Genomic DNA, 21,990 nt, shown 5'->3' on the forward strand with positions numbered 1-21,990 from the left:
TCTTATACTTTTCTATTTTTAACTATTAAATTTTTCTTTATCTAATGCACCAGTGCTCTTTGCAACTGCAACTGCTGCTACCATAGATCCATCAACGTTTATCATTGTACGTCCCATATCTAAAATTGGATCTATTGCAAGAATTCCTCCTGCCATTGGGAAAAACGCTCCCATACCCATACCTGAAATTACAACAGATACAGCCATTGTTGCTGTTCCTGGAAGTCCTGCTATTCCAAGGGAACTTATTACTATAATAACTAAAAGCATTCCATAGAAACTAAAATCCATTGGTGTTCCAGACATATTTGCAATTGTTACAGCCATAAGTGCTGGATAAATTGCAGCACATCCGTTCATACCCATGTTAGCACCAAGGCTACCTACAAAACTAGAAACCCCGTCATCAATTCCTACTTTATTAGTTAAAGCTTCTATTGTAACTGGAAGAGTTCCTAAACTTGAACGTGAAGTAAATGCTAAAATTAATGGTTCTGCAACATTTCTTATGTACTTTATTGGATTTAATCCATTTGCTGCAACTATGATAAGGTGAATTATAAATACTATTATAATACTTACATATGTAGCTGCTATAAACTTTAGAACACTTATTATTGCTGGTAATCCTCTTCCAGCAATTGTATTAGCAAGTAATGCTACTACAGCATATGGCATAAATTTAATTACTGTCATTGCTACACTAGTCATTATCTTATATAAAGCTTCTGTTAAATCAACCATTGGTTGAACAACATCTGCATACTTTTTGCTAAGTCTCTTTATTGCTATGCCAATAAATGCTGCAAATATTACAACACCAACTATATTAGCATCTGCCATAGCTTTTACCGGATTAGATGGTAAAAGTTCTCTTAAAGTATCTACAACCGGTTTTATTTCCTTCATTTGACTTTGAGATGTTACTGCTACTTCTCCAACTCCAAGTTTAAATAAGTTTCCTACAACTATTCCTACTATAGCTGCTAATGCTGCTGTGCCAAGAAGCATAAATAGTGACTTTGAAGTAAGTTTACCTAGGTTTTGGTCACCTTTCATGTTAATAATAACTCTTAATATTGAAAAGAATACTAATGGAACTACAAGCATCTTTAATAAATCCATAAAGCCGTATCCAACTAAGCCATACCATTTTATAGTTTCATTTATCCATGCTATATTTGTAGTATCTTCTGGGAATTTAGCAACAAGTTGTATTAGTAATCCTAATAATAACCCTATTACAGTAGCTGCTATCATACGTTTGGAAAATTTAACTTTTTTCTTTTCCATAACTCTTATTCCACAGAATATTGCCAATAATATTGCTATGAATATTATTGGAAGAAAACTGGTAATCATCAAAAATTCTGTAAAAAACGTACTATTCATCATTATCTCCTCTATTGTTCTTATAATTCCTATCTTTTTACTATGTTTTATTCAACATTTTTATATCTTATCATTCCTATCAGATTAAGTCAATATAAATATTTACCATACATATATTAATCACTATAATTTTATAAAAAATTAACAAATTCAATATTCATTATTTATTATGTTTTAAATATTTTTTAATATTCATTAAAATAATTTTTGTAACAACTTACAACCCTTTATTTTAAAAATAAGGTTTATTTTTACATTTATCTAGTTTATACTTAACATATAACACTTTGAACACGTTAACAATAAAAATAAATGTATATTTAATTTATTAAAGGAGTGATTTTTAATGGGTAAAATAGTGACATTAGGTGAAATTATGCTAAGGCTTTCACCAGATGGATATAATAGATTTTCTCAAGCAAAACAATTTAATGCATTCTATGGTGGAAGTGAAGCAAATGTATCTGCTTCCCTTGCTACTTTTGGAAAAGAAACAAGCTATGTAACAAAACTTCCTGATAACCCTATAGCTCAATGTGCAATTAATGAACTACGAAAATATGGTGTTGATACTAGAGATATAGTGCGTGGTGGTAATAGAATGGGCCTCTATTTCTGTGAAAATGGTGAATCTCAAAGGCCAGCCAAACTTGTTTATGATAGAAAAGATTCTGCAATAGCAACAGCTAAAAGAAATGATTTTAACTGGGACAAAATATTTAAAGATGCTGAATGGTTCCACTTTTCAGGAATTACTCCAGCACTTTCACCTGAATGTGCTCAAATCACATTAGATGCTGTAAAAGCTGCTAAAAAACACGGATTAACAGTAAGTGTTGACTTAAATTACAGAGAAAACTTATGGGGAGTTGAAGAATTCAGTAAATCTATGCTTGACCTTTTACAATACTGTGATGTAAGTTATGGAAGTATTGAAGAAGTTGAAATGACTATAGCTTCTAATGGAGCTAAAGATGTAGAAACTTTACTAAAAGAAATGGTAAAAAAATATGATTTAAAATATTCATGTGTAATTTTAAGAAATAGATTTACTGCTGAAGATGTAGACTGGATGGCATTATTACATGATGGTGAAAAAGCTTATAAATCTAAAAAATATAATATTCACATAGCAGATAATATAGGTGGTGGAGATGCATTTGGTGCCTCATTAATTTATGCTATTACTTCTGAATTTTCAAAACAAGATATAATTGAATATGCTACTGCTGGCTCATGCTTGAAATATAGTATAAATGGCGATGTAAACCTTTCAACCACAGATGAAGTTATAAATCTTATGAATGGTGATGGTTCAGGAAAAGTAAGCAGATAAATATACACCTTAACAATATATTAGAAAAGGATACCTGTTTCAAATTCCCAGGTATTCTTTTTGGTTAATTTTCTCAACTAATTCTAATATAGAAAAAAGGAACGGCTATAATAATTAATAAGTGAGCAGTTCCTTTGCTTTCTAAGATATAAATCATTAAAATTCATTAAATTTTAAAAACTAAAATCTATCTATTTTATTATTTTAATTGTTCCTTCTTTTCTTTCCTTAACTATTCCTTCTTGATCTGGGTATCCTATAGAAGCCATTCCCCATACAATATGATTTTCAGGAATTTCAAATTCATTTAGTAATTCTCTTACTTCTTTTTCATCACATATAGTTTTAAGCTGATTAATCCAACATGAACCTATACCTAATGAATTAGCCATTAAGAAAATATTTTCTAATGCGCAAGAACTGTCAGCTAAGCCATTTGAATTCTCTCTATCATTAGATACTAAAATTAATGTTGGTGGTGCATAAAAATTATACCCTTCATTACGACCTAATTTTTCTCTTACTACTTTTGCAAGTACTTCTATCTTTTCTTTATTTTGAAGTACAGTAAACTTCCAAGATTGCTTATTCATACCACTTGGAGCATATATAGCTGCTTTTAAGATTAAGTCTAATTCTTCATCTTTAATTTGTTCTGGCTTAAATTTTCTTATACTTCTTCTTGTTAAAATATTATTTAAAACTTCGTTCATAAATAACACCTCTTTCGCATATTAAAAATTTATATCCTTATAATATATCATATCGTAATAATAAGCTACAATTAAAATATTTGTTTTACTTTCTTAGCTATTCTCTCACCAAATATTCTTGCATTTTCATCTTCATTTTCAGAAATTTCATTTATATGAACATATCCTAAATGAGTCTTAGGTTTTCCAAATGCTGTTCCTCCTGAATAAACCATCATACCTTTTACCATAATTTGATTTATTATTGAAAGCAAGGCCACATCTGCGCCTCCAGCAATACTGTTTGCAGTAGCAAAACATGCACCTAATTTTCCTTCTAATTTATATCCATTTGATTCATCTATCCACTTCTTTAATTCCCAGGAAATATTCGCATAATAAGTTGGTGTTCCAAAGATAATTCCATCTGAATCATTAACAAATTCTTTATCTATATTTTCTAAACTCATAGATTTAACTTCAATTCCTTCTACTCTCTTAACTCCATCTTCTATTAATTTTGCAACTCTTTCTGTTTTTCCAGTTCTACTACTATATACTATTGATATTTTCATTACAACCCCTCCATTTATATCACTAATCTTTTAGTATTTTTTTACATATAATGATCTTATCACCAAAGAAAATAGATGACAATTAATCAATTATCATCTATCAAATCCCCCTTTAATAATTTTCTAATTTTAATACCTTTTTAGAGCATTTTACTGTACTTTTAGATCTTTCTGTAAGCAATATCCCACTTGTTATAGCAGTAAAAGGTGCTACAGTAATAAGTCCAAAACTTCCTATTAATGTATGAAGTATTTCTGCTGATACATATTTTAAGTTTAATATATTAATTATTGGTGTTCCTTGAGCAGTAAATACCATAAGTAATCCTATATAGCCTCCTGAATATGCCAGTAAAAGTGTTGTCATCATAGTTCCCATAATTGATCGTCCAATAGTAATTCCTGATTTTACAGCTTCTTTCTTTGTAATATTAGGCTTTTTATTTATAACTTCTGCTACAGCTGATGTTATATCCACAGCCACATCCATCACTGCACCAGATGATGCTATAAATATGCTTGATATAAAAATTTTAGTTAAATTTAAACTTTCATATCCTGAATATAAAAGTGTCTCAGAATATGGAATAACAGCACCATGAATTTTAAACTTGCTTACAAAATATAATGATAAAAAACAAGTTACTAAGCTTCCTGATAATGCACCTAATATTGCTGCCAATGACTTTTTGTCTATACCATAAACCAATCCAATTATCACACTTGTAAGTATAATTGTAATTAATATTCCTACCACAACTGGATTATACCCCTTCAAAAACATTGGAATTAGTATCTTCCACATGGCAAGTATCGTAAATATAAAAGAAAGTATTGCCTTAATACCAACCGCTCCTGAAAATCCTATTAGAAATATTATAAATATGAAAGTAAGCAATATCTCATAATTTATCCTATAATGGTCTACCAGTGTTACAACCCGCATTTCATTATCTGTATAATCTACAGTTACCAAGGCCTTATCTCCTTCACTGAATATTTTATCTTGTTCAAGTGATCCAGATAACCTGTTAGTAGCTGTAATTGTCTTCCCCTTAAACTTTCCCTGAAGAATTTCTACATCACATAATTGTTCTCCTGTCTTTATAAGTCCATTTTCTATTATAAAGGTCTCATCAGTTGAAATTATTCTCGCACTTACCCTCTCTGTATTTTCATATATCTTCTGTGGAAATTGATCAGGTAATATCATCATTATTACTATAAAAATTAATGTTATTATCACTGGAATCGTATTGCGCCTATTAGTATCTTTTAACATTCTATTCTCCTCTTTATAGAAATAATATTATATTTAATCCCCCTTTAAATATAATATTTTTATTTAGAAAACTCCTTTATACTAATCAACTTTTGTTATTTCTTTTAACTTCTTAAATACATCTGTATTGTCATAATATCCATTAAACATTTCCTGACCAACCCCTTTAGCCATTAATGCAACAGGTATTCCTGTATGACTGTATGAACTGTATGATACTCCTGATTTATTATTTAGTATATGTGTAAGAGTTACTGAAAATGGTTCATAAGACCCATACATTACTGTTTCATTTTGATCTAATTTCCTATCCTCTTTTGCAGTCATGCTTTTTTCATATGATGCTTTAATCCTTGCCTCTTCTTCAGAAGTTAATACCATTCCTCCCTTAGTAGAATCTCCTGCACTTCCAGCTCTTTTTAATCCGAATAATCTTTCTACATCTTTCATAGCATCATCAAATGAAGTCTTATTTTCCCTATATTTAGCTATATACCTATCAAAGTCAGTATACGATAATTTCTGATTGGATAAGTTTTGTAAATAAGTCTCATAATTTGTACCTGCAAAACCTAGTGTAAGTCCACCAGTTTCATGGTCACCAGTTACTAATATAAGTGTTTCATCTGGATGCTCATTATAAAAATCTATAGCTTCTTGCACTGCATCGTTGAATGAATTAACTTCATTTATAGTACTTGCTGCATCATTAGCATGACCAGCCCAGTCAATCTTTCCTCCTTCAACCATCATAAAAAATCCAGTATCATTATTTAATAATTCAATCCCCTTTTTAGTATAATCAGCTAATGATAATTCACTTTCATCTCTATCTATACTATATTTTAATGCTCCACTCTCCTTTTCAACTTCATTTTCAGGGCAAATAGCAATAACTTTCTCATCACCTTTCTTTAAACTTGTAATTTCTTCTTTAGTATCTGCTATCTTATATCCCTTCTCCTTTGCTAAATCAGCAATTTTAGGCTTCCCTTGTTCTTTTACTTCTTTAGAATCATCAGATAGAAATTTACCACCTGCAAAATAATCAAAATCACTATCAACTAATTGAAGCCCCATATCATAATATTTACTTCTTGCAGGTACATGAGCATAATATGCTCCAGGTGTCGCATGGTCTATATTTACAGAAGATACTATTCCTATTTTATATCCTAACTGTTTCTTTAATTTTTCAGTTATAGTTTCGTATGACTTTGTTTTAGTTTCATCCATATTTATTACACTACTTAACGTTTTGTTTCCTGTTGAAAGTGAAGTTGCAGTAGATGCTGAATCTGGACACAGTGATGTAGAATCATAAGTTGTTACTGTTCCTGTTACTGGAAAATTCATAAAAGAAAGTTTTTCATTAGTAGGATAATTTCCTTGACTTGCATTAATGGGTCCTTTACTTTTTACACCATTAAAATATTCTGTAACTTGAATTTGAGGAAAACTCATTCCATCACCAATAAACATAAAAATATATTTAGGCTTTTTCCCTTCATAATTTTGAGATACTGACGCACTTACCTTTTGATTAATTGTATTAACTCTTGAATTTAGATTATATCCAATACCACTTACTATTGCTAAAGTTAGTATTCCTAAAATTATTTTTCTTGCAGTTTTATTCATTCTTAACATTACCTCCTAATAATATTATTTTTTTCTATAACATTAATATATATTGATTTTGTTAAGTGCCCTTTATGATAAAGTAAAAAAATGTAAAATAATTGTTAAAATTAATTAAGCTCCTATATTAAAAAATACCTTTAATATATAAGCTTAATTTAACTCTTACTTAACCCATATTATTTAATTCTAAAATAATCACTAAAGAGAAACTTCAACCTTTAGAAATAATGTTAAAAATAAAAAAGCTTTAACACAGTAATTTTAAACTACTAATGCTAAGCTTTTTCACTATAAATCTTTACTTAATATACTGCTAAAAGCAATTCACGTAACACCTTACATGCTGTTGCTGTTGAGCTTCCACTTTGATCATATATAGGACTTAATTCATTTACATCCATTCCTACAATATTAAGTTTAGAAACTTTAAGAATTGCACCTAACAATTCCATGAATGTAACTCCTCCCGCTTCTGGTGTTCCTGTCCCTGGAAATACTGAAGGATCTAAAACATCTAAATCAATTGTGAAATATACAGGCTTATCTTTTAATTTTTCAACAACCTCTTCCAATCTATTAAAATTAAATTTGTTTGTGAATACATGATCTTTTCCCCAATAAATCTCACTTCTATCTCCAGATCTTATTCCAAATTGAAATATTCTATCATCTCCAACTATATCCCAAACTCTATGCATTACTGTTGCATGAGATAATTCCTGACCTAAATATTCATCTCTTAAATCAGCATGTGCATCAAAATGCATCACATGTATATCTGGATATTCCTTTGCTACAGCTCTAAATGCACCTAAAGTAACAAGATGTTCTCCACCTATCATACAAGGAATTTTTTTATCTTTTGCTATTTTTGATGTAAACTCCTCAATATCACTTAATGCACTTTCAGGACTTCCAAATCGAAGTTCTAGGTCTCCTCCATCAAAAACACATATATCTTCTAAGTCTTTATCTTGATAAGTACTGTATGTCTCTATTCCAAAAGACTCACTTCTCATAGCCTTACTTGCAAATCTAGTTCCTGGCCTAAAGGATGTTGTTGAATCAAATGGTGCACCAAAAATTACAATCTTTGATTCATTATAATTATTATCACATCCTATAAATGTTTCAATATTCTTATTCATTAATTACCCCCATAATAGCTATTTTTTATACGAATTTTTTACCTTATCTCAATTATTCAAACTACTTAATCATCTAAGAAAGCCTGTTTCTAAAGTCTTCATATTTAAACTCTCTTATTACTTCTACTCCATTTTTTTCACTATACTTAATAATAGCAGGCAGATTTATCCCATTAAAAGTATTATTTTTAACCATAGAATAATGGGCCATATCACAAAAAATTAATTTATCCCCAGCCTTTAATGGTTCCTTAAATGAATAATCCCCAATTATATCCCCAGCTAGGCAAGTAGGCCCTCCAAGTCTATAAGTATATTCGTATTCATCAGGTTTTCCACTATTAATTATTTCTGGTCTGTAAGGCATTTCTAGTACATCAGGCATATGACATGCAGCAGAAGTATCTAATATAGCTATATTCATTCCATTTTTTATAACATCTAACACAGTTGCAACCAAAAATCCTGTATTTATAGCAACTCCTTCACCTGGTTCAAGATAAATATCAACATCATATTTATCTTTCATATAATTTATACAGTTAATAAGCTTTTCCACATCGTAGCCACTTTTGGCAACATGATGTCCACCACCAAAGTTAAGCCATTTCATTTTATAAAGATATTTTCCAAACTTATCTTCAACCACTTTTAGCGTACGCTCTAATGTATCTGAATTCTGTTCACACATTGTATGAAAATGCAACCCATCTATTCCTTCAAGCTCATCCTCTTCAAAGTTTTCTAAAGTAACTCCCATTCTTGAATTCTTAAAGCATGGATTATATATATCTGTTTCTATTTCTGAATACTCAGGATTTATTCTTATTCCACATTCAATTTTCTTATTATTTTCAGTATTATATTTCTTAATTTTATCCCTATAAAGTTTCCACTGGTTAAATGAATTAAAAACAATATGGTCACAATATTTCATTATTTCATCAAACTCATCTTCTCTATAAGCAGCTGCGTAAATATGTACTTGCTTTCCCATCTCTTCATATCCAAGTTTTGCTTCAAATAGTGAACTAGATGTAACACCTTTTAAATACTTAGCAACTAAAGGAAATGTTGAGAACATTGAAAATCCCTTTAATGCCAAAATTATATTAGCTCCACTTTTCTGTTGAACATAATCTAAAACCTTAAGATTCTTTTCTAATAATCTTTCATCAACCAAATAGCATGGTGATGGCAATTTATTTATATCAATATTACTAAACAATTATCTTCCTACTTTCTTAAATAAATGCTGCCATGTTTCTAAAATCATAGCAGCACTCAATTTCATATATAAATTATTTTAAAAGTGTTGGGTTAAAATCTTCTACCCAAGGTAATCCCCACTTATTTAGTTCTTCCATGAATGGATCTGGATCAAATTCTTCTATGTTATGAACCCCTGGTTTATTCCATAATCCTTTTAATATCATGCTTGCGCCAATCATAGCTGGAACTCCTGTAGTATATGATATTGCTTGAGAACCAACTTCCTTATAACATTCTTGATGGTCACATACATTATAAACATAATAAGTTCTGTCTTTTCCATCTTTCTTTCCTTGGAATATACATCCTATATTAGTCTTACCTTTAGTTCTTGGTCCAAGTGATGCTGGATCTGGTAATACTGCTTTTAAGAATTGTAATGGTACTATTTTTTGTCCTTCAAATTCAATTGGTTCAATTGAAGTCATACCTACATTTTCAAGAACTTTTAAGTGAGTTAAATATTTCTCAGAGAATGTCATCCAGAATCTTATTCTCTTAATCCCCTTGATATTTTGTCCTAAAGATTCTAATTCTTCATGATGAAGTAAATATATATCCTTTGGTCCTATTTGTGGTAAATCATAAACCTGTTTTAATTCTAATGGTTCAGTTTCAACCCATTTTCCATCTTCCCAGTAGCTTCCCTTTGCAGTAATTTCTCTTATATTTATTTCAGGATTAAAGTTAGTAGCAAATGGATATCCATGATCTCCAGCATTTGCATCAACTATATCTATATAATTAATTTCATCAAAATAATGTTTTTGAGCATAAGCACTGAATACACCTGTAACTCCTGGATCAAATCCACTTCCAAGTAAAGCTGTTATTCCTGCCTTTTCAAACTTTTCTCTATAAGCCCATTGCCATTTATATTCGAATTTAGCTGTATCAAGTGGTTCATAGTTTGCTGTATCAACATAGTGAACCTTAGTAGCTAAACATGCATCCATTATTGTTAAGTCTTGATATGGAAGTGCAAGATTAATAACAACATCTGGTTTAAATTTTTCAATTAATGCTATTAATTCATCTACATTATCAGCATCAACCTTTGCTGTTTGTATCTTAGTTTTTCCACCTTGTAATTTTTCTTTTAATGCATCACACTTAGATAATGTTCTACTTGCAATACATATTTCTTCAAACACCTCTGAATTTTGACAACACTTATGAACTGCAACACTTGCAACTCCACCTGCACCAATTATTAAAGCTCTTCCCATTTTAAACATCCCCCATCTAATCAATTTTCAACTGTTTTTTTACGTATGTTGGTAATGCAAAGCATCCCAAATGTAATTCTGTATTATAATAGCTTGTCCTTAAGTCAAGCTTGTTCCATTCGTCAGCATTAATATCCTTAATTGGATCATATTTTTTAGATGCAAATCCAAATAACCAATGTCCAGAAGGATACGTTGGAATATGGGCTTGATAGACTTTATGTACCTTGAATATTCCTTGTATCTTTTCATGAGCATCTTTCATAGCTTTTGCATAATCCGCATAATATGGACTCTCATGCTGATTAACTAATATGCCTTCTTCTGTTAATGCTTTATAACAGTTTCCATAAAACTCTTTAGTGAAAAGTCCTTCTCCTGGTCCAAATGGATCAGTTGAATCTACTATAATAAGGTCATATTCACTTTCTTTTCCACGAACAAACTTTAATCCATCTTGATAAAATATATTTACTCTTTCATCATCTAGCTTACATGCTGTCTGAGGAAGATATTCTTTACATACCTCAACTACTCTTTTATCAATTTCAACCATGTCTATTTTTTCTATGGTCTTATATTTAGTTAGTTCACGTATAGTACCACCATCTCCAGCACCAATTACTAAAACTTTTTTAATATTTAAATTTACTGCCATAGGAACATGTACTATCATTTCATGATAAATAAATTCATCTTTTTCAGTTACCATCATAAGTCCATCAAGTGTAAAGAACCTTCCAAATTCTTTTGATTCAAGAATATCTATTCTTTGAAATTCAGTTTGTTCACTATATAATTCCTTATCTACTTTTATAGAAAATCTTACATTTTTAGTATGTTGTTCTGTATACCATAATTCCATATCTATATTTTCATTGCATAATAACATTTAAAATATCAAAAGTTATCAACATCTAAAATTAGTTTTCCACAATATGCAAGTATATATTTGTTAATTATTGTTTATAACTTTCACATTTTCCACACTAATATTTAAATAATAATTCAAAATTAAACACTTAATTTTATCAAATCACTAAACTAAACACTGATAACTCCCAACTCAAACTGTTAATTGTTAACTGTTAACTGCAAGTACTTCCTCCTCCACTAAGACATTAATATTTTCAATCTTTATATCTTCTGTTCCTGTAAGAAGGCATCCCTTTTCTTTTGCGTATTCTATATAATCTAGAATTTCTCTTGTTATCTTTTCACCTGGTGCTAATATAGGAATACCTGGTGGATAACACATAACAAATTCTGCACATATTCTTCCGTCACTCTCATTCATAGGAATTGAAACCTTCTCTGAATAAAATGCATCCTGTGGAGTACATATAACTTCTGGATTTATATATTCATGATCAAACATTCCTGCTTTATCCTTTGAATATAATCTCTTTATTTCATAAAGTGCTGATATAAGCCTTTCAAGAGTAAGTTCTCTGTCTCCAACTGAAATTATAGCTAGTATATTTGTTATATCTCCAAATTCAATTTGAATTCCATACTCATCTCTAAGAAGGTCATAAACTTCTATTCCAGCTAGTCCAATGTCTCTTGTAAATATAGAAAGTTTTGTTTTATCAAAATCAAAAACTTCATTACCATCTATAAGTTCCTCTGAATAAGCATAATATCCACCAATCTTATTTATCTCATGCCTTGCATATTCTGCTAATCTTGTGACCTTGTTAAATATTTCTTTACCATTAAGTACAAGATCTCTTCTAGCCAAATCAAGAGAAGACATTAATAGATACGATCCGCTGGTAGTTTGAGTTAAGTTTATTATCTGTCTTACATACCCAACATTTAAATCACAATTCAAAAGTAAAAATGAACTTTGAGTTAAGGATCCTCCTGTTTTATGCATGCTTACAGCAGCCATATCAGCACCTGCTGCTGTAGCTGATATAGGCATATTTTCACCAAAGTAAAAATGTGTTCCATGTGCCTCATCTACAAGTACATACATTCCATGAGCATGTGCTATTTCTGTAATTCTTTTTAAATCTGAACATATTCCATAATAAGTTGGATTGTTTACTAAAACTGCTTTTGCATCTGGATTTTCTTTAATTGCTCTTTCAACATCTTCAACTTTCATTCCAAGAGGTATTCCTAATTTTTTATTTACTCCTGGATTTATATAAACTGGAACAGCACCACTTATTACTAAAGCATTAATTGCACTTCTATGAACATTTCTAGGCATTATTATCTTTTCGCCTTTTTTACAGACACTCATAACCATAGCTTGTACAGCTGATGTAGTTCCATTTACCATTAAAAATGCATGTTTTGATTTAAAAGCATCTGCTGCAAGCTCTTCTGCCTCTTTTATAACTGATGTAGGATGACATAAGTTATCAAGAGGTTTCATTGAATTAACATCTACAGATAAACATTGTTCTCCTAAAAAATCTTTAAGCATTGGATTTCCTCGCCCCTGCTTATGCCCTGGAACATCAAAAGGAACTACCCTTGCTTTTTTATAGTTAATAAGTGCTTCATAAATAGGTGCCTTAGAATGTTTATCATTAAAATCCATGCTTTCTTTTTTCTCATCCATTTCTAAAATCACCTTCCTATGAATAAATATTTGTCCCACTAAAAATTTCTATCATTTCTTGTCTCAAATTCTTTTCTATTTCCAGCCTTTCCTTAGGCCTTATTTCATAAACATCTCTGTTAAACAGATAATTTTGTAATTCCATTTCTTTAATTAACATCTTAGTATGAAATAGATTTGACTGATAAACATTAATATCCATAGCATCATATTTTTTTAATGTTTCAGCATCAATATAGTCTTGAATTGATGTAATATTATGATCTATAAATAATTTTTTACCATCAACATCTCTTGTAAATCCACGTACTCTATAATCCATAGTGATAATATCTGAATCAAAACTGCCTATAAGATAATTTAGAGCATTTAGTGGAGATACTTCACCACATGTTGACACGTCAATATCTACACGAAACGTAGCTATTGCATTCTGTGGATGATACTCTGGATAAGTATGCACAGTGACATGACTTTTATCCAAATGAGCTACAACAGTTTCATTTTTATCAGCAATTGTTATAGCATTTTTATCATCTTCGCTAAGCCTTCCTATCATCGCCTCTTCTGCTATTAAAATAGTAACGCTTGCTCCCTGAGGTTCATAATCTTGTTTTGATATATTTAGAACATGAGCCCCTATTATATCTGTTACATCACATAAAATTTTTGTAAGTCTTTCGGAATTATACTGCTCATCTATATATGCAATATAATCCTTCTGTTCTCGCTCACTTTTCGCATAGCATACATCATAGATGTTAAAGCTAAGTGTTTTGGTGAGATTGTTAAAGCCATATAACTTCAACTTATTTTCCAACCCTAACATCACAGCCTTTCTTATTAATATACCTTTATCTTTCTGCTTATATTACTATATACTATTTTTTAAGTTTAGTATTTATAACCTTAATATTACTTAACTTAAAGTTTAGTTTTTCTATTTAACAACATTGTACATTTTACTATATTTATTACAAAAATGCTACTATTTTTGTTATTATTTTTTATATTTTTGAAAACAAAAGGCTAAAACGCTGAATATAACTCAACTTGCAGTTTTGTTATTTTTTTATAATATTACAAAATCACCCCTAAAAATGATTCTTTCTTGTATACTTTATAACTCTTTATATAGTATTTTTCTATTTTTCAATAATAATTTTAAAAAATAGATGAGTATTTTTTACTTTTTTATATTTTTTAAGAACCATATTTGTAGTAAATATCATTTAATTTATTTATATATACTTTTTAGTTATAACAAAAATACAAATATATTTTTAAGAATGTCAAAACACTAATTTTCTCAATGAATAGAAATAGCCTATGTGCTCTCATCCACATAGACTATTTTTATATTTTGGTATTATATAATGTTTTATTTATATAACTTTATCAATCTACAACTATGTGGATTTATCTGAAATTCTAATTTATCTTTTATATTTCCTATGTCCTCATGGCTCCATAAATCTCTGCCAATATAAACCGCATCCATTCCTAATTCTTTTAAATCCACACCTATATTTTCTTTAACTTCTCGCAAGTTAAATAGTCCTATATATACACTTCCATTCCTATCTTCTGCAAACCACACTACTTTATCATCTTTTCTATAAACTTCATATCCATTTTGTGAATCATTTAATATTTTTAAAACTTCACTATTAGTAATCAAACTCAAAGTCCACTCATCAATTTGAGTCAATTCACTTCCAATCATTAATGGTGATCTAAACATGCACCATAAAGAAATCATCATTATCTGCTCATCTTTAGTAAATCTAGTCATTCTGCCAATACCATAATTATCGTTTTTATCTGTTCTTATTCCAAGACGACCTATTGGAAGCATATCTGCATCTGGCCAATGACCTGGACCAGAGTATATGCTCCACTTTCTACATTTTTCAAATTCATTATATAAGTCACTCCATCTGTCCCAATAATCACCTGTCATCCTCCACATATTAGCATTCTTCATAACATGCTGTGCTGATTCTAGAGAAGTAGGCCCTGGAGATAGACTAAGTACAATTTCTCTTCCACTTTCATCAATTGCTTTTCTTATAAGTTCTATTTCACCAGCAAAATAAGGAACATCACCTATTTCTGCACAAGATGAATCATCCATTTTTATAAAATCTACTCCCCACTCTGAATAGAGCTTTATCAATGATTCATAATATTCTGCAGCTCCCTTTTTCCTTGAATCAACTCCATACATATCTGTATTCCATCTACAAATTGAATCTGTAGATGCAATTTCACGTGCTGTAACATCTGTTCCTAAAATCTTAGTATTATTATGAACAGCCTGCCTTGGTATTCCTCTCATTATGTGTATTCCAAACTTTAAACCAAGTTCATGAATATAATCTGCTAACGGTTTAAAACCTTTGCCTCCTTTAGATGAAGGAAATCTATTTTCAGCAGGAATAAGACGAGAATATTCATCCATATTTAATTCAGTAAATGCATTATAGTAGCATGATTCTCCTTTAGGTTCATACCACTGAATATCAACTACAACATATTCCCATCCATACTCCTTTAAATTTTCAGCCATATATTCTGCATTTTTTCTAACTTCATCTTCTGTAACACTTGCCCCATAAACATCCCAACTATTCCATCCCATAGGTGGTGTTATAGCAAACTCATTTTTATTCATTTTCATCACTTACTTTACAGAAATAAATTTAAATTCTATTTTTCAGCTTTATTGTTTCTGAATAAAAGTTTATAAATTTAAATATTAAAAGAAGTGACAAACTTAATTTATTATATTAAGTTTATCACCTTTTTTAATTTACTTTTCTACCATAATTTTTTAATATCTGGACAATAGTTTTTCTTTACTGCCGCTCTCATTTCAACAAAGCAGCCACAAATTCTGCACATGCCATTAAATAAATTATCACAGTTTGTACATATATCTAATCTTTTTTTATATTCAGATTCATCAGTCTTTATTTCTTCATCTATACTACTCAAATAATCCTGAAGATTTTTATACTCATCCTCTTCAAAAACCTTATCTAATAAGCATTTTCTGCAGTATCTTTGATTCATACTCTACTCCACAACAAAACTTATTACGCTACAAGCTGGAATCTTAAAGTTTAATCCCTTTTCTGTAACCTTAAAATCTGTAAATTCAACTGGTTTTACTACATCTGGATTGTCAAAAGTGTTATGAGCATTCATATCATTAGTTAATATTTGAGCTTTTACACAATGAATATCCTTATCTAAAATTATTCCTTCAATATCATAATCTTCAGTTATAGATAAGTTATTTAATGTAATATTTAATCTTCCTTGTCCATCTATAGATGCTGATTCACTTAAGTTTGGAACCATATTATCTTCTATTCCTATAGATTTTGTTTCAACAAAACTATCTACTAATGTAGCCTCTTGGTGGTTCTTATACATATTAAATACATGGTAAGTAGGAGTTAATACCATCTTTTCTCCTTCAGTTAATACAACTGATTGAAGTACATTTACTACTTGAGCTATATTGGCCATTTTAACTCTATCACAGTGCTTATTAAATATATTCAAATTAATTCCAGCCATAATAGCATCTCTCATTGTATTTTGTTGATATAAGAATCCTGGATTAGTACCTGGTTCTACATCATACCAGCCACCCCATTCATCAACTATTAATCCTACTCTCTTTTCTTTGTCATACTTATTCATTATTTCAGTATGCTTATCTATTAATTCTTCCATGTATAAAGTCTTTCTTAAAGTTTCATACCATTCATTATCATCAAATACAGTTGCAGATCCTTTATGGTCCCATACTCCTGGAACTGTATAGTAATGTAATGAAAGCCCATCCATAAAGTTTGCTGCTACCTTCATAACACCTTCTGTCCAATCATAGTCGTCACTATTAGGTCCACATGCTATTTTAAATAATTTATTATCCCCATAATTTCTGCAATATGTTTGATATCTTCTATACATATTTCCATAAAATTCAGGAGTCATATTTCCTCCACAACCCCAGTTTTCATTACCTACGCCAAAGAATTTTACCTTCCAAGGTTCTTCATGTCCATTCTTCTTTCTTTCATCAGCCATAGGAGAAACTCCATCAAAAGTCAAATACTCAACCCATTCAGACATTTCTTGAACAGTTCCACTTCCTAGATTTCCATTTATATAAGGCTCACATTCAAGCTGTCTGCATAATTCCATAAATTCATGTGTTCCAAAACTATTATCTTCAACTACTCCACCCCAGTGAGTATTAATCATCTTCTTACGATTTTCTTTTACTCCTATACCATCTTTCCAATGATATTCATCAGCAAAGCATCCACCTGGCCATCTAAGAACAGGAATTTTTATTTCTTTCAGTGCTTGTACTACATCTTTCCTCATACCGTTTACATTGGGTATAGGTGAATTTTCTCCAACATATATTCCTTCATAAATGCATCTTCCTAAATGTTCAGAAAAATGCCCATAAATTTCTTTATTAATCTTTCCCTTTTTGTTATGTGTATTAATTACTAATTTACTCACAATAAGCTCCCCTCTCATTCCATTTATTTAAGTATTTACTTTAATATTAAATTTTTTATTGAACTTATCTTAAATATAATATACATTTATTGTATAGTCAATAATATTTTGGAAATTAAATTTTACAAATTCATGTATATTTACTATAATGCACTTATAATTTTTTAGACTTAATTTATTTTTCTTTAGAAATGGGGATTATCTATGCTATATTTTAATTCACTTAAAGATGCAAGTAATGTTATAAAAGCTTTAAGCGCTCCTATGAGGCTTAAAATTATGGAAATAATTTATGAAGATGGAGATAAAAATTTAAATGATTTAGCAAGTATGCTGAACCTTACTAATAGTGCCATATCTCTTCATATAAAAAAACTTCAGGAGGCAGGACTTATAGAAATACATACTATGTCTGGAAAACGTGGTTCAATGAAAATTTGTAAACCAGTCCATGATATAATCACTATTAATCTGCTTCCTCAGAATACAGAAAAAAAATCTTATATTGATGAAATTTCCGTTGGGTATTACTCTTCATGTTCTATAGAGCCAACATGTGGTCTTTCTACTTCAAATGAAATAATTGGAGAATTTGATGACCCACGTTATTTCTTTTTTCCAGATCACTTTAATGCAGATATATTATGGTTTACAACTGGTTATGTAGAATACAATCTACCAAATCACTTAATTGCAGGACAATTTATAACTAAACTAGAAATTTCCTTTGAAATCTCTTCTGAATGTCCTGGTTTTAACAATGATTATCCATCTGATATCTATTTTTCAATAAATAATATTCCATTAGGTTTTTGGGTAAGTCCTGGTGATTTTGGTGATAGAAAAGGTAGGTTCAATCCTGATTGGTGGCCAGATTTCTGTAATCAATACGGTAGGCTGAAAATACTCTCTATTACTGATAAAGGAACTTTTATTGATGGAGGTTTTAAAATTTCTGAAACAACTATACAAGATTTAAATATTGATTATTCAAGTACAATTTCCTTTAAATTTTCTGTTCCAACAAACACCAAAAATCCTGGAGGCTTCACTTTATTTGGTAAGAATTTTGGAGATTATAATCAGTCAATCAAAGTTGAAAGTTTTTATACGTCTGAGATAAAATAATTAAACAAAAAGAACTGCTTATGATTCTAGCAGTTCTTTTTCCACACAATACTTTTTTCGTATAAATTATGCTTTATTTTTATTTCTCATTGCTCTTTCTTTTACGAATTGATTATATTCTTCTATTTTGTACAATTCAGGTTCTCTAACTTCTTCTAAGAAATGTGAAGCTTCTGCATCTGCATTGGTAAATGCTAATACAGACTTATACATTTCAATTGCTTTATTATAATCTCTATAGTCTTCTTTAGGAATGTATGCACCCATATGCCATCTTATCATTAAGCATTCTTCAAGTGTAAGCTTTACAAATTGTTGTAGTAAAATAACACTCTTTTCACCATGACCTAAAGGTACATTTTCATTTATTTCATATGAAGCATATCCAATCCACTTTCCAGTCATTTCATCTTTCTTTAGTCTCATAGTCTTTTCGTATATATTACATTTGCATAAATCATGTAAATAACCAGTAAGATAAATTGTATCAAGGCTTAATCCAAGCTTATATTGTTCATTCTTTTGTATTAAAAGTTCTACTACATTATTTGAATGAAATGCTAACCCACCATCAAAATTTGAATGAAACTTTGTAGACGCTGGCGCTGTAAAGTAATCTGTTCTTTCTAAAAGATATTTAATAAGATCATCTATTCCATCTCTTTTTATAGATTTAAGTCTTTCTATTATTTTATCTTGTAATACTTTTCTTTCTTCTTCTGCTTTTGCTTTAGTTAAATCTTTCAAATCTTTTAAATCACTCATTTATACATCTCCTTATCCTAATAATAAATCACCTATTCGCATTTATAAATTTATTATAAACATATAAAATCCAATATTATCATATATTAAATTTTCCACATATAATTAATACTATTCTCTATATGATTTTATCACTCATTAGATAAAGTGTAAAAAGAAATCCTACAGCTTTAAAAATATAAAACTGTAGGATTTTAATAAATAAATTAACGAAATAAATTTATAGTATTATAACAACTATTTATTAAGCATTGCTGCTCCAATTAATCCTGCATCATTTCCAAGACTAGCAACCTTTATAACTGTTGGCATATCTCCACCATAAACTAACTCCTTAACTTTTGCAGTTAATGGAACTGTTAAGTTTTCTTCTTGCTTAGATACTCCGCCACCTAAAAGAATTTCTTCTGGCTTAAAGATGTTTATAAGGTTAGCAATACCTATTGCTAAGTAGTCTAAATATTCTTCAATAACTTCTTGACCAACCTTATCTCCAGCTTGTGCTGCATCAAAAGGTACTTTAGCATTCATTTTTTCTAAATTACCTTCTACTAATTTGTAAAGAAGAGAGTCTTTATTTTCTTCTGCTTTCTTTTTAGCAGCAAGAATTAAAGCGCTTGCAGATGAGTAAGCTTCAAAACATCCATGATTTCCACAACTACATGCTCTTCCATCTTTTTCTATAACTATATGACCAATTTCTGCTCCACCTGGATGGAATCCTGCAAATATTTTTCCACCAATTATGATTCCACCGCCTACTCCAGTTCCTAGAGTAACTACAACAGCATCTGAGCATCCTTTTGCGTTTCCTGCAACAACTTCTCCAAGTGCAGCACAGTCAGCATCATTAGCCATTCTTATTTCAGCATCTAATTTTCCTTTAGCATATTCTCTTACATTAAAGTTATCAATTCTGATATTGTTTGAATATACTACTACCCAATTTTTATCGTCAATTGTTCCTGGTATACCTATACCAACACCTTTTAAATTAGTCTTATCTAATTTAAATTCATTGATTAACTCATTGCACATATCAAAGATGTCATCAAAAATAGGTTCTACTCCTCTTTCTTTTTCTGTAGGTCTATGAAGTGATTTTATTATTTTACCATTTTCATCAACTAAACCTACAACAATATTTGTTCCCCCTAAATCAACACCGATATAATTCATTTCCATTCCCCTCACTATATTTTTTACATTTTACTAATTTATCGAGATAAATATATTATATCATTTAAAGTATATGGTTACAATTATACAGGCAAAATTATGTAAACATTTTAGATATTAATATTAAATTTTTCTAATTCCTCACTAAGATACTGATTATTTTTTTTAAATATGCCGTTAATACCTAGTATTTAGCCTTTAACACATTTTCCTCAGTATCATCTATAAATACTGTCTCTTCTTTTATTAGATTATATCTCTTTAAAAGCTTGGTATATATCACCTCTTTTGGCTTTAATAATTTTTCTTTATATGATACTCCGCCTTCATAAAACACTATATTTTCCCATAATATTCATCCTTCGATTTATTGCATATAGGCGAATCATAACTCTTCATAAAAATTTATCAATTATTTTAAATCTTTTCTGTATCGTTTCAATCAATATGACAATAGATTATAATAAATACTAATTTAATATGAGGTGAAAAAATGAATCCACTTTTAAATATGTTATTAAGCTCTTTATTTCCTGGCATGGGTGGCATGATGAACAACCAAGGTGGAATGAACACACCAATGGGAGAAAATCCTTTATTAAATATTCTTATGGGTGGACTTGGTGGAGGAATAAACCAAAACATGATGGGAGGAAATCCTCTTATGAATATGTTTATGGGTATGAATAACGGAATGAATCCTAACATGAATAATAATTCAATGCCTGTTAATAATGCTAATATGGGTATGAATAATATGAATCCTTTGTTAAGTATGCTTATGAATGGCCCTAATATGGGTATGAACCGAAACCCTATGCTGAATAATCAGAATAGAAATACCATGATGATGAATAATGGTAATATTAGAAATAATAATTCTAAACATTAATCTTATGGTACACAGGCAGCTAAATTTCTAGCTGCCTAAAATTAATTTATTACACTTTTATTTTTGTATAATTTTCCACTTTTATAAGAATATATGTTCGGGTATAATAGATGTATATGAAACTCGACTCACTGCGTTCGCTGAGTAAGTTCGAGCAACCAAATCATAGATTTGGGCTCTCTGATGAGGAAACTCGACTCACTGCGTTCGCTGAGTAAGTTCGAGCAACCAAATCATAGATTTGGGCTCTCTGATGAGGAAACTCGACTCACTGCGTTCGCTGAGTAAGTTCGAGCAACCAAATCATAGATTTGGGCTCTC

At 29.9% G+C, this 21,990-nt stretch carries 20 protein-coding genes; 3 read left to right on the plus strand and 17 right to left on the minus strand.

The window, feature by feature from the left end; translation table 11 throughout:
• Window positions 1-18 precede the first annotated feature (18 nt).
• Entirely contained in the window at window positions 19-1,392 is a 1,374-nt protein-coding gene (locus HF850_RS11530) for a cation:dicarboxylase symporter family transporter (protein ID WP_169105593.1), read from the minus strand.
• A gap of 346 nt (window positions 1,393-1,738) precedes the next feature.
• On the opposite strand from HF850_RS11530, the gene HF850_RS11535 reads away from it, so the two are divergent.
• Complete coding sequence (locus tag HF850_RS11535; RefSeq protein ID WP_169105594.1) at window positions 1,739-2,728, plus strand: sugar kinase; 990 nt, start codon at window positions 1,739-1,741, stop codon at window positions 2,726-2,728.
• 191 nt (window positions 2,729-2,919) lie between these two features.
• Here HF850_RS11535 and HF850_RS11540 read toward each other — a convergent pair whose 3' ends face one another.
• The 13 genes from HF850_RS11540 to HF850_RS11600 form a co-directional block, all read right to left on the minus strand.
• On the minus strand, window positions 2,920-3,441 hold the full coding sequence (locus HF850_RS11540; RefSeq protein ID WP_169105595.1) for a nitroreductase: 522 nt from the start codon (window positions 3,439-3,441) through the stop codon (window positions 2,920-2,922).
• Between the two features lie 71 nt (window positions 3,442-3,512).
• Window positions 3,513-3,995 (minus strand): NAD(P)H-dependent oxidoreductase, encoded by a 483-nt coding sequence (locus HF850_RS11545; RefSeq protein WP_169105596.1) that lies wholly within the window; start codon window positions 3,993-3,995, stop codon window positions 3,513-3,515.
• Window positions 3,996-4,107: 112 nt separating this feature from the next.
• On the minus strand, window positions 4,108-5,277 hold the full coding sequence (locus HF850_RS11550) for a YibE/F family protein (protein WP_169105597.1): 1,170 nt from the start codon (window positions 5,275-5,277) through the stop codon (window positions 4,108-4,110).
• 81 nt (window positions 5,278-5,358) lie between these two features.
• Window positions 5,359-6,918: an alkaline phosphatase gene (locus HF850_RS11555; protein WP_169105598.1), complete on the minus strand. Its 1,560-nt coding sequence runs from the start codon at window positions 6,916-6,918 to the stop codon at window positions 5,359-5,361.
• A gap of 305 nt (window positions 6,919-7,223) precedes the next feature.
• A complete protein-coding gene (speB, locus tag HF850_RS11560; RefSeq protein ID WP_169105599.1) occupies window positions 7,224-8,069 on the minus strand; it encodes an agmatinase in 846 nt (281 codons plus the stop codon).
• A gap of 73 nt (window positions 8,070-8,142) precedes the next feature.
• Window positions 8,143-9,297 carry a carboxynorspermidine decarboxylase gene (gene nspC, locus HF850_RS11565; RefSeq protein WP_169105600.1) on the minus strand — a complete coding sequence of 385 codons (1,155 nt, stop codon included), beginning with the start codon at window positions 9,295-9,297 and terminating at the stop codon, window positions 8,143-8,145.
• A 73-nt stretch (window positions 9,298-9,370) separates the two neighbouring features.
• Window positions 9,371-10,570, minus strand: a complete 1,200-nt coding sequence (locus HF850_RS11570) for a saccharopine dehydrogenase family protein (RefSeq protein ID WP_169105601.1) — start codon at window positions 10,568-10,570, stop codon at window positions 9,371-9,373.
• Between the two features lie 16 nt (window positions 10,571-10,586).
• A complete protein-coding gene (gene speE / locus HF850_RS11575; RefSeq protein WP_169105611.1) occupies window positions 10,587-11,435 on the minus strand; it encodes a polyamine aminopropyltransferase in 849 nt (282 codons plus the stop codon).
• Window positions 11,436-11,651: 216 nt separating this feature from the next.
• Window positions 11,652-13,151: an aminotransferase class I/II-fold pyridoxal phosphate-dependent enzyme gene (locus tag HF850_RS11580; RefSeq protein WP_243159476.1), complete on the minus strand. Its 1,500-nt coding sequence runs from the start codon at window positions 13,149-13,151 to the stop codon at window positions 11,652-11,654.
• Window positions 13,152-13,167: 16 nt separating this feature from the next.
• Window positions 13,168-13,983: an adenosylmethionine decarboxylase gene (gene speD, locus HF850_RS11585; protein ID WP_347564432.1), complete on the minus strand. Its 816-nt coding sequence runs from the start codon at window positions 13,981-13,983 to the stop codon at window positions 13,168-13,170.
• A 549-nt stretch (window positions 13,984-14,532) separates the two neighbouring features.
• A complete protein-coding gene (locus HF850_RS11590; protein WP_169105603.1) occupies window positions 14,533-15,828 on the minus strand; it encodes a glycoside hydrolase family 27 protein in 1,296 nt (431 codons plus the stop codon).
• 146 nt (window positions 15,829-15,974) lie between these two features.
• The gene (locus HF850_RS11595) at window positions 15,975-16,229 is read right to left on the minus strand and encodes a DUF6171 family protein (protein ID WP_169105604.1); all 255 of its coding nucleotides are present in this window, start codon (window positions 16,227-16,229) and stop codon (window positions 15,975-15,977) included.
• A gap of 3 nt (window positions 16,230-16,232) precedes the next feature.
• Entirely contained in the window at window positions 16,233-17,705 is a 1,473-nt protein-coding gene (locus HF850_RS11600) for an alpha-N-arabinofuranosidase (protein WP_169105605.1), read from the minus strand.
• Window positions 17,706-17,909: 204 nt separating this feature from the next.
• On the opposite strand from HF850_RS11600, the gene HF850_RS11605 reads away from it, so the two are divergent.
• On the plus strand, window positions 17,910-18,833 hold the full coding sequence (locus HF850_RS11605; RefSeq protein WP_169105606.1) for a winged helix-turn-helix transcriptional regulator: 924 nt from the start codon (window positions 17,910-17,912) through the stop codon (window positions 18,831-18,833).
• A gap of 66 nt (window positions 18,834-18,899) precedes the next feature.
• On the opposite strand, the gene HF850_RS11610 is transcribed toward HF850_RS11605, so the two are convergent.
• From HF850_RS11610 to HF850_RS11620, 3 genes are all read right to left on the minus strand, one after another.
• A complete protein-coding gene (locus HF850_RS11610; protein ID WP_169105607.1) occupies window positions 18,900-19,598 on the minus strand; it encodes a hypothetical protein in 699 nt (232 codons plus the stop codon).
• Window positions 19,599-19,835: 237 nt separating this feature from the next.
• Window positions 19,836-20,777, minus strand: a complete 942-nt coding sequence (locus tag HF850_RS11615; RefSeq protein WP_169105608.1) for an ROK family protein — start codon at window positions 20,775-20,777, stop codon at window positions 19,836-19,838.
• Between the two features lie 184 nt (window positions 20,778-20,961).
• Window positions 20,962-21,114, minus strand: coding sequence for a hypothetical protein (locus tag HF850_RS11620; RefSeq protein WP_169105609.1), 153 nt, complete (start codon window positions 21,112-21,114; stop codon window positions 20,962-20,964).
• Window positions 21,115-21,270: 156 nt separating this feature from the next.
• Between HF850_RS11620 and HF850_RS11625 the strand changes: the two genes are divergently transcribed.
• Complete coding sequence (locus HF850_RS11625) at window positions 21,271-21,669, plus strand: RNA-binding protein (protein ID WP_169105610.1); 399 nt, start codon at window positions 21,271-21,273, stop codon at window positions 21,667-21,669.
• Window positions 21,670-21,990 lie beyond the last annotated feature (321 nt).

This window comes from Clostridium sp. SM-530-WT-3G (assembly GCF_012843905.1).
In the GTDB taxonomy this organism is placed as follows: domain Bacteria; phylum Bacillota; class Clostridia; order Clostridiales; family Clostridiaceae; genus Clostridium.

Excerpts from the sequence above, each read along its gene's own strand:
- HF850_RS11550 (WP_169105597.1), bottom strand. The coding sequence starts at position 5,277 with ATGTTAAAAGATACTAATAGGCGCAATACGATTCCAGTGATAATAACA.
- HF850_RS11545 (WP_169105596.1), bottom strand. The coding sequence starts at position 3,995 with ATGAAAATATCAATAGTATATAGTAGTAGAACTGGAAAAACAGAAAGA.
- HF850_RS11590 (WP_169105603.1), bottom strand. The coding sequence starts at position 15,828 with ATGAATAAAAATGAGTTTGCTATAACACCACCTATGGGATGGAATAGT.
- HF850_RS11580 (WP_243159476.1), bottom strand. The coding sequence starts at position 13,151 with ATGGATGAGAAAAAAGAAAGCATGGATTTTAATGATAAACATTCTAAG.
- HF850_RS11570 (WP_169105601.1), bottom strand. The coding sequence starts at position 10,570 with ATGGGAAGAGCTTTAATAATTGGTGCAGGTGGAGTTGCAAGTGTTGCA.
- HF850_RS11595 (WP_169105604.1), bottom strand. The coding sequence starts at position 16,229 with ATGAATCAAAGATACTGCAGAAAATGCTTATTAGATAAGGTTTTTGAA.
- HF850_RS11615 (WP_169105608.1), bottom strand. The coding sequence starts at position 20,777 with ATGAATTATATCGGTGTTGATTTAGGGGGAACAAATATTGTTGTAGGT.
- HF850_RS11605 (WP_169105606.1), top strand. The coding sequence starts at position 17,910 with ATGCTATATTTTAATTCACTTAAAGATGCAAGTAATGTTATAAAAGCT.
- HF850_RS11535 (WP_169105594.1), top strand. The coding sequence starts at position 1,739 with ATGGGTAAAATAGTGACATTAGGTGAAATTATGCTAAGGCTTTCACCA.
- speE (WP_169105611.1), bottom strand. The coding sequence starts at position 11,435 with ATGGAATTATGGTATACAGAACAACATACTAAAAATGTAAGATTTTCT.
- HF850_RS11610 (WP_169105607.1), bottom strand. The coding sequence starts at position 19,598 with ATGAGTGATTTAAAAGATTTGAAAGATTTAACTAAAGCAAAAGCAGAA.
- HF850_RS11555 (WP_169105598.1), bottom strand. The coding sequence starts at position 6,918 with ATGAATAAAACTGCAAGAAAAATAATTTTAGGAATACTAACTTTAGCA.
- HF850_RS11540 (WP_169105595.1), bottom strand. The coding sequence starts at position 3,441 with ATGAACGAAGTTTTAAATAATATTTTAACAAGAAGAAGTATAAGAAAA.
- HF850_RS11530 (WP_169105593.1), bottom strand. The coding sequence starts at position 1,392 with ATGAATAGTACGTTTTTTACAGAATTTTTGATGATTACCAGTTTTCTT.
- HF850_RS11625 (WP_169105610.1), top strand. The coding sequence starts at position 21,271 with ATGAATCCACTTTTAAATATGTTATTAAGCTCTTTATTTCCTGGCATG.
- speB (WP_169105599.1), bottom strand. The coding sequence starts at position 8,069 with ATGAATAAGAATATTGAAACATTTATAGGATGTGATAATAATTATAAT.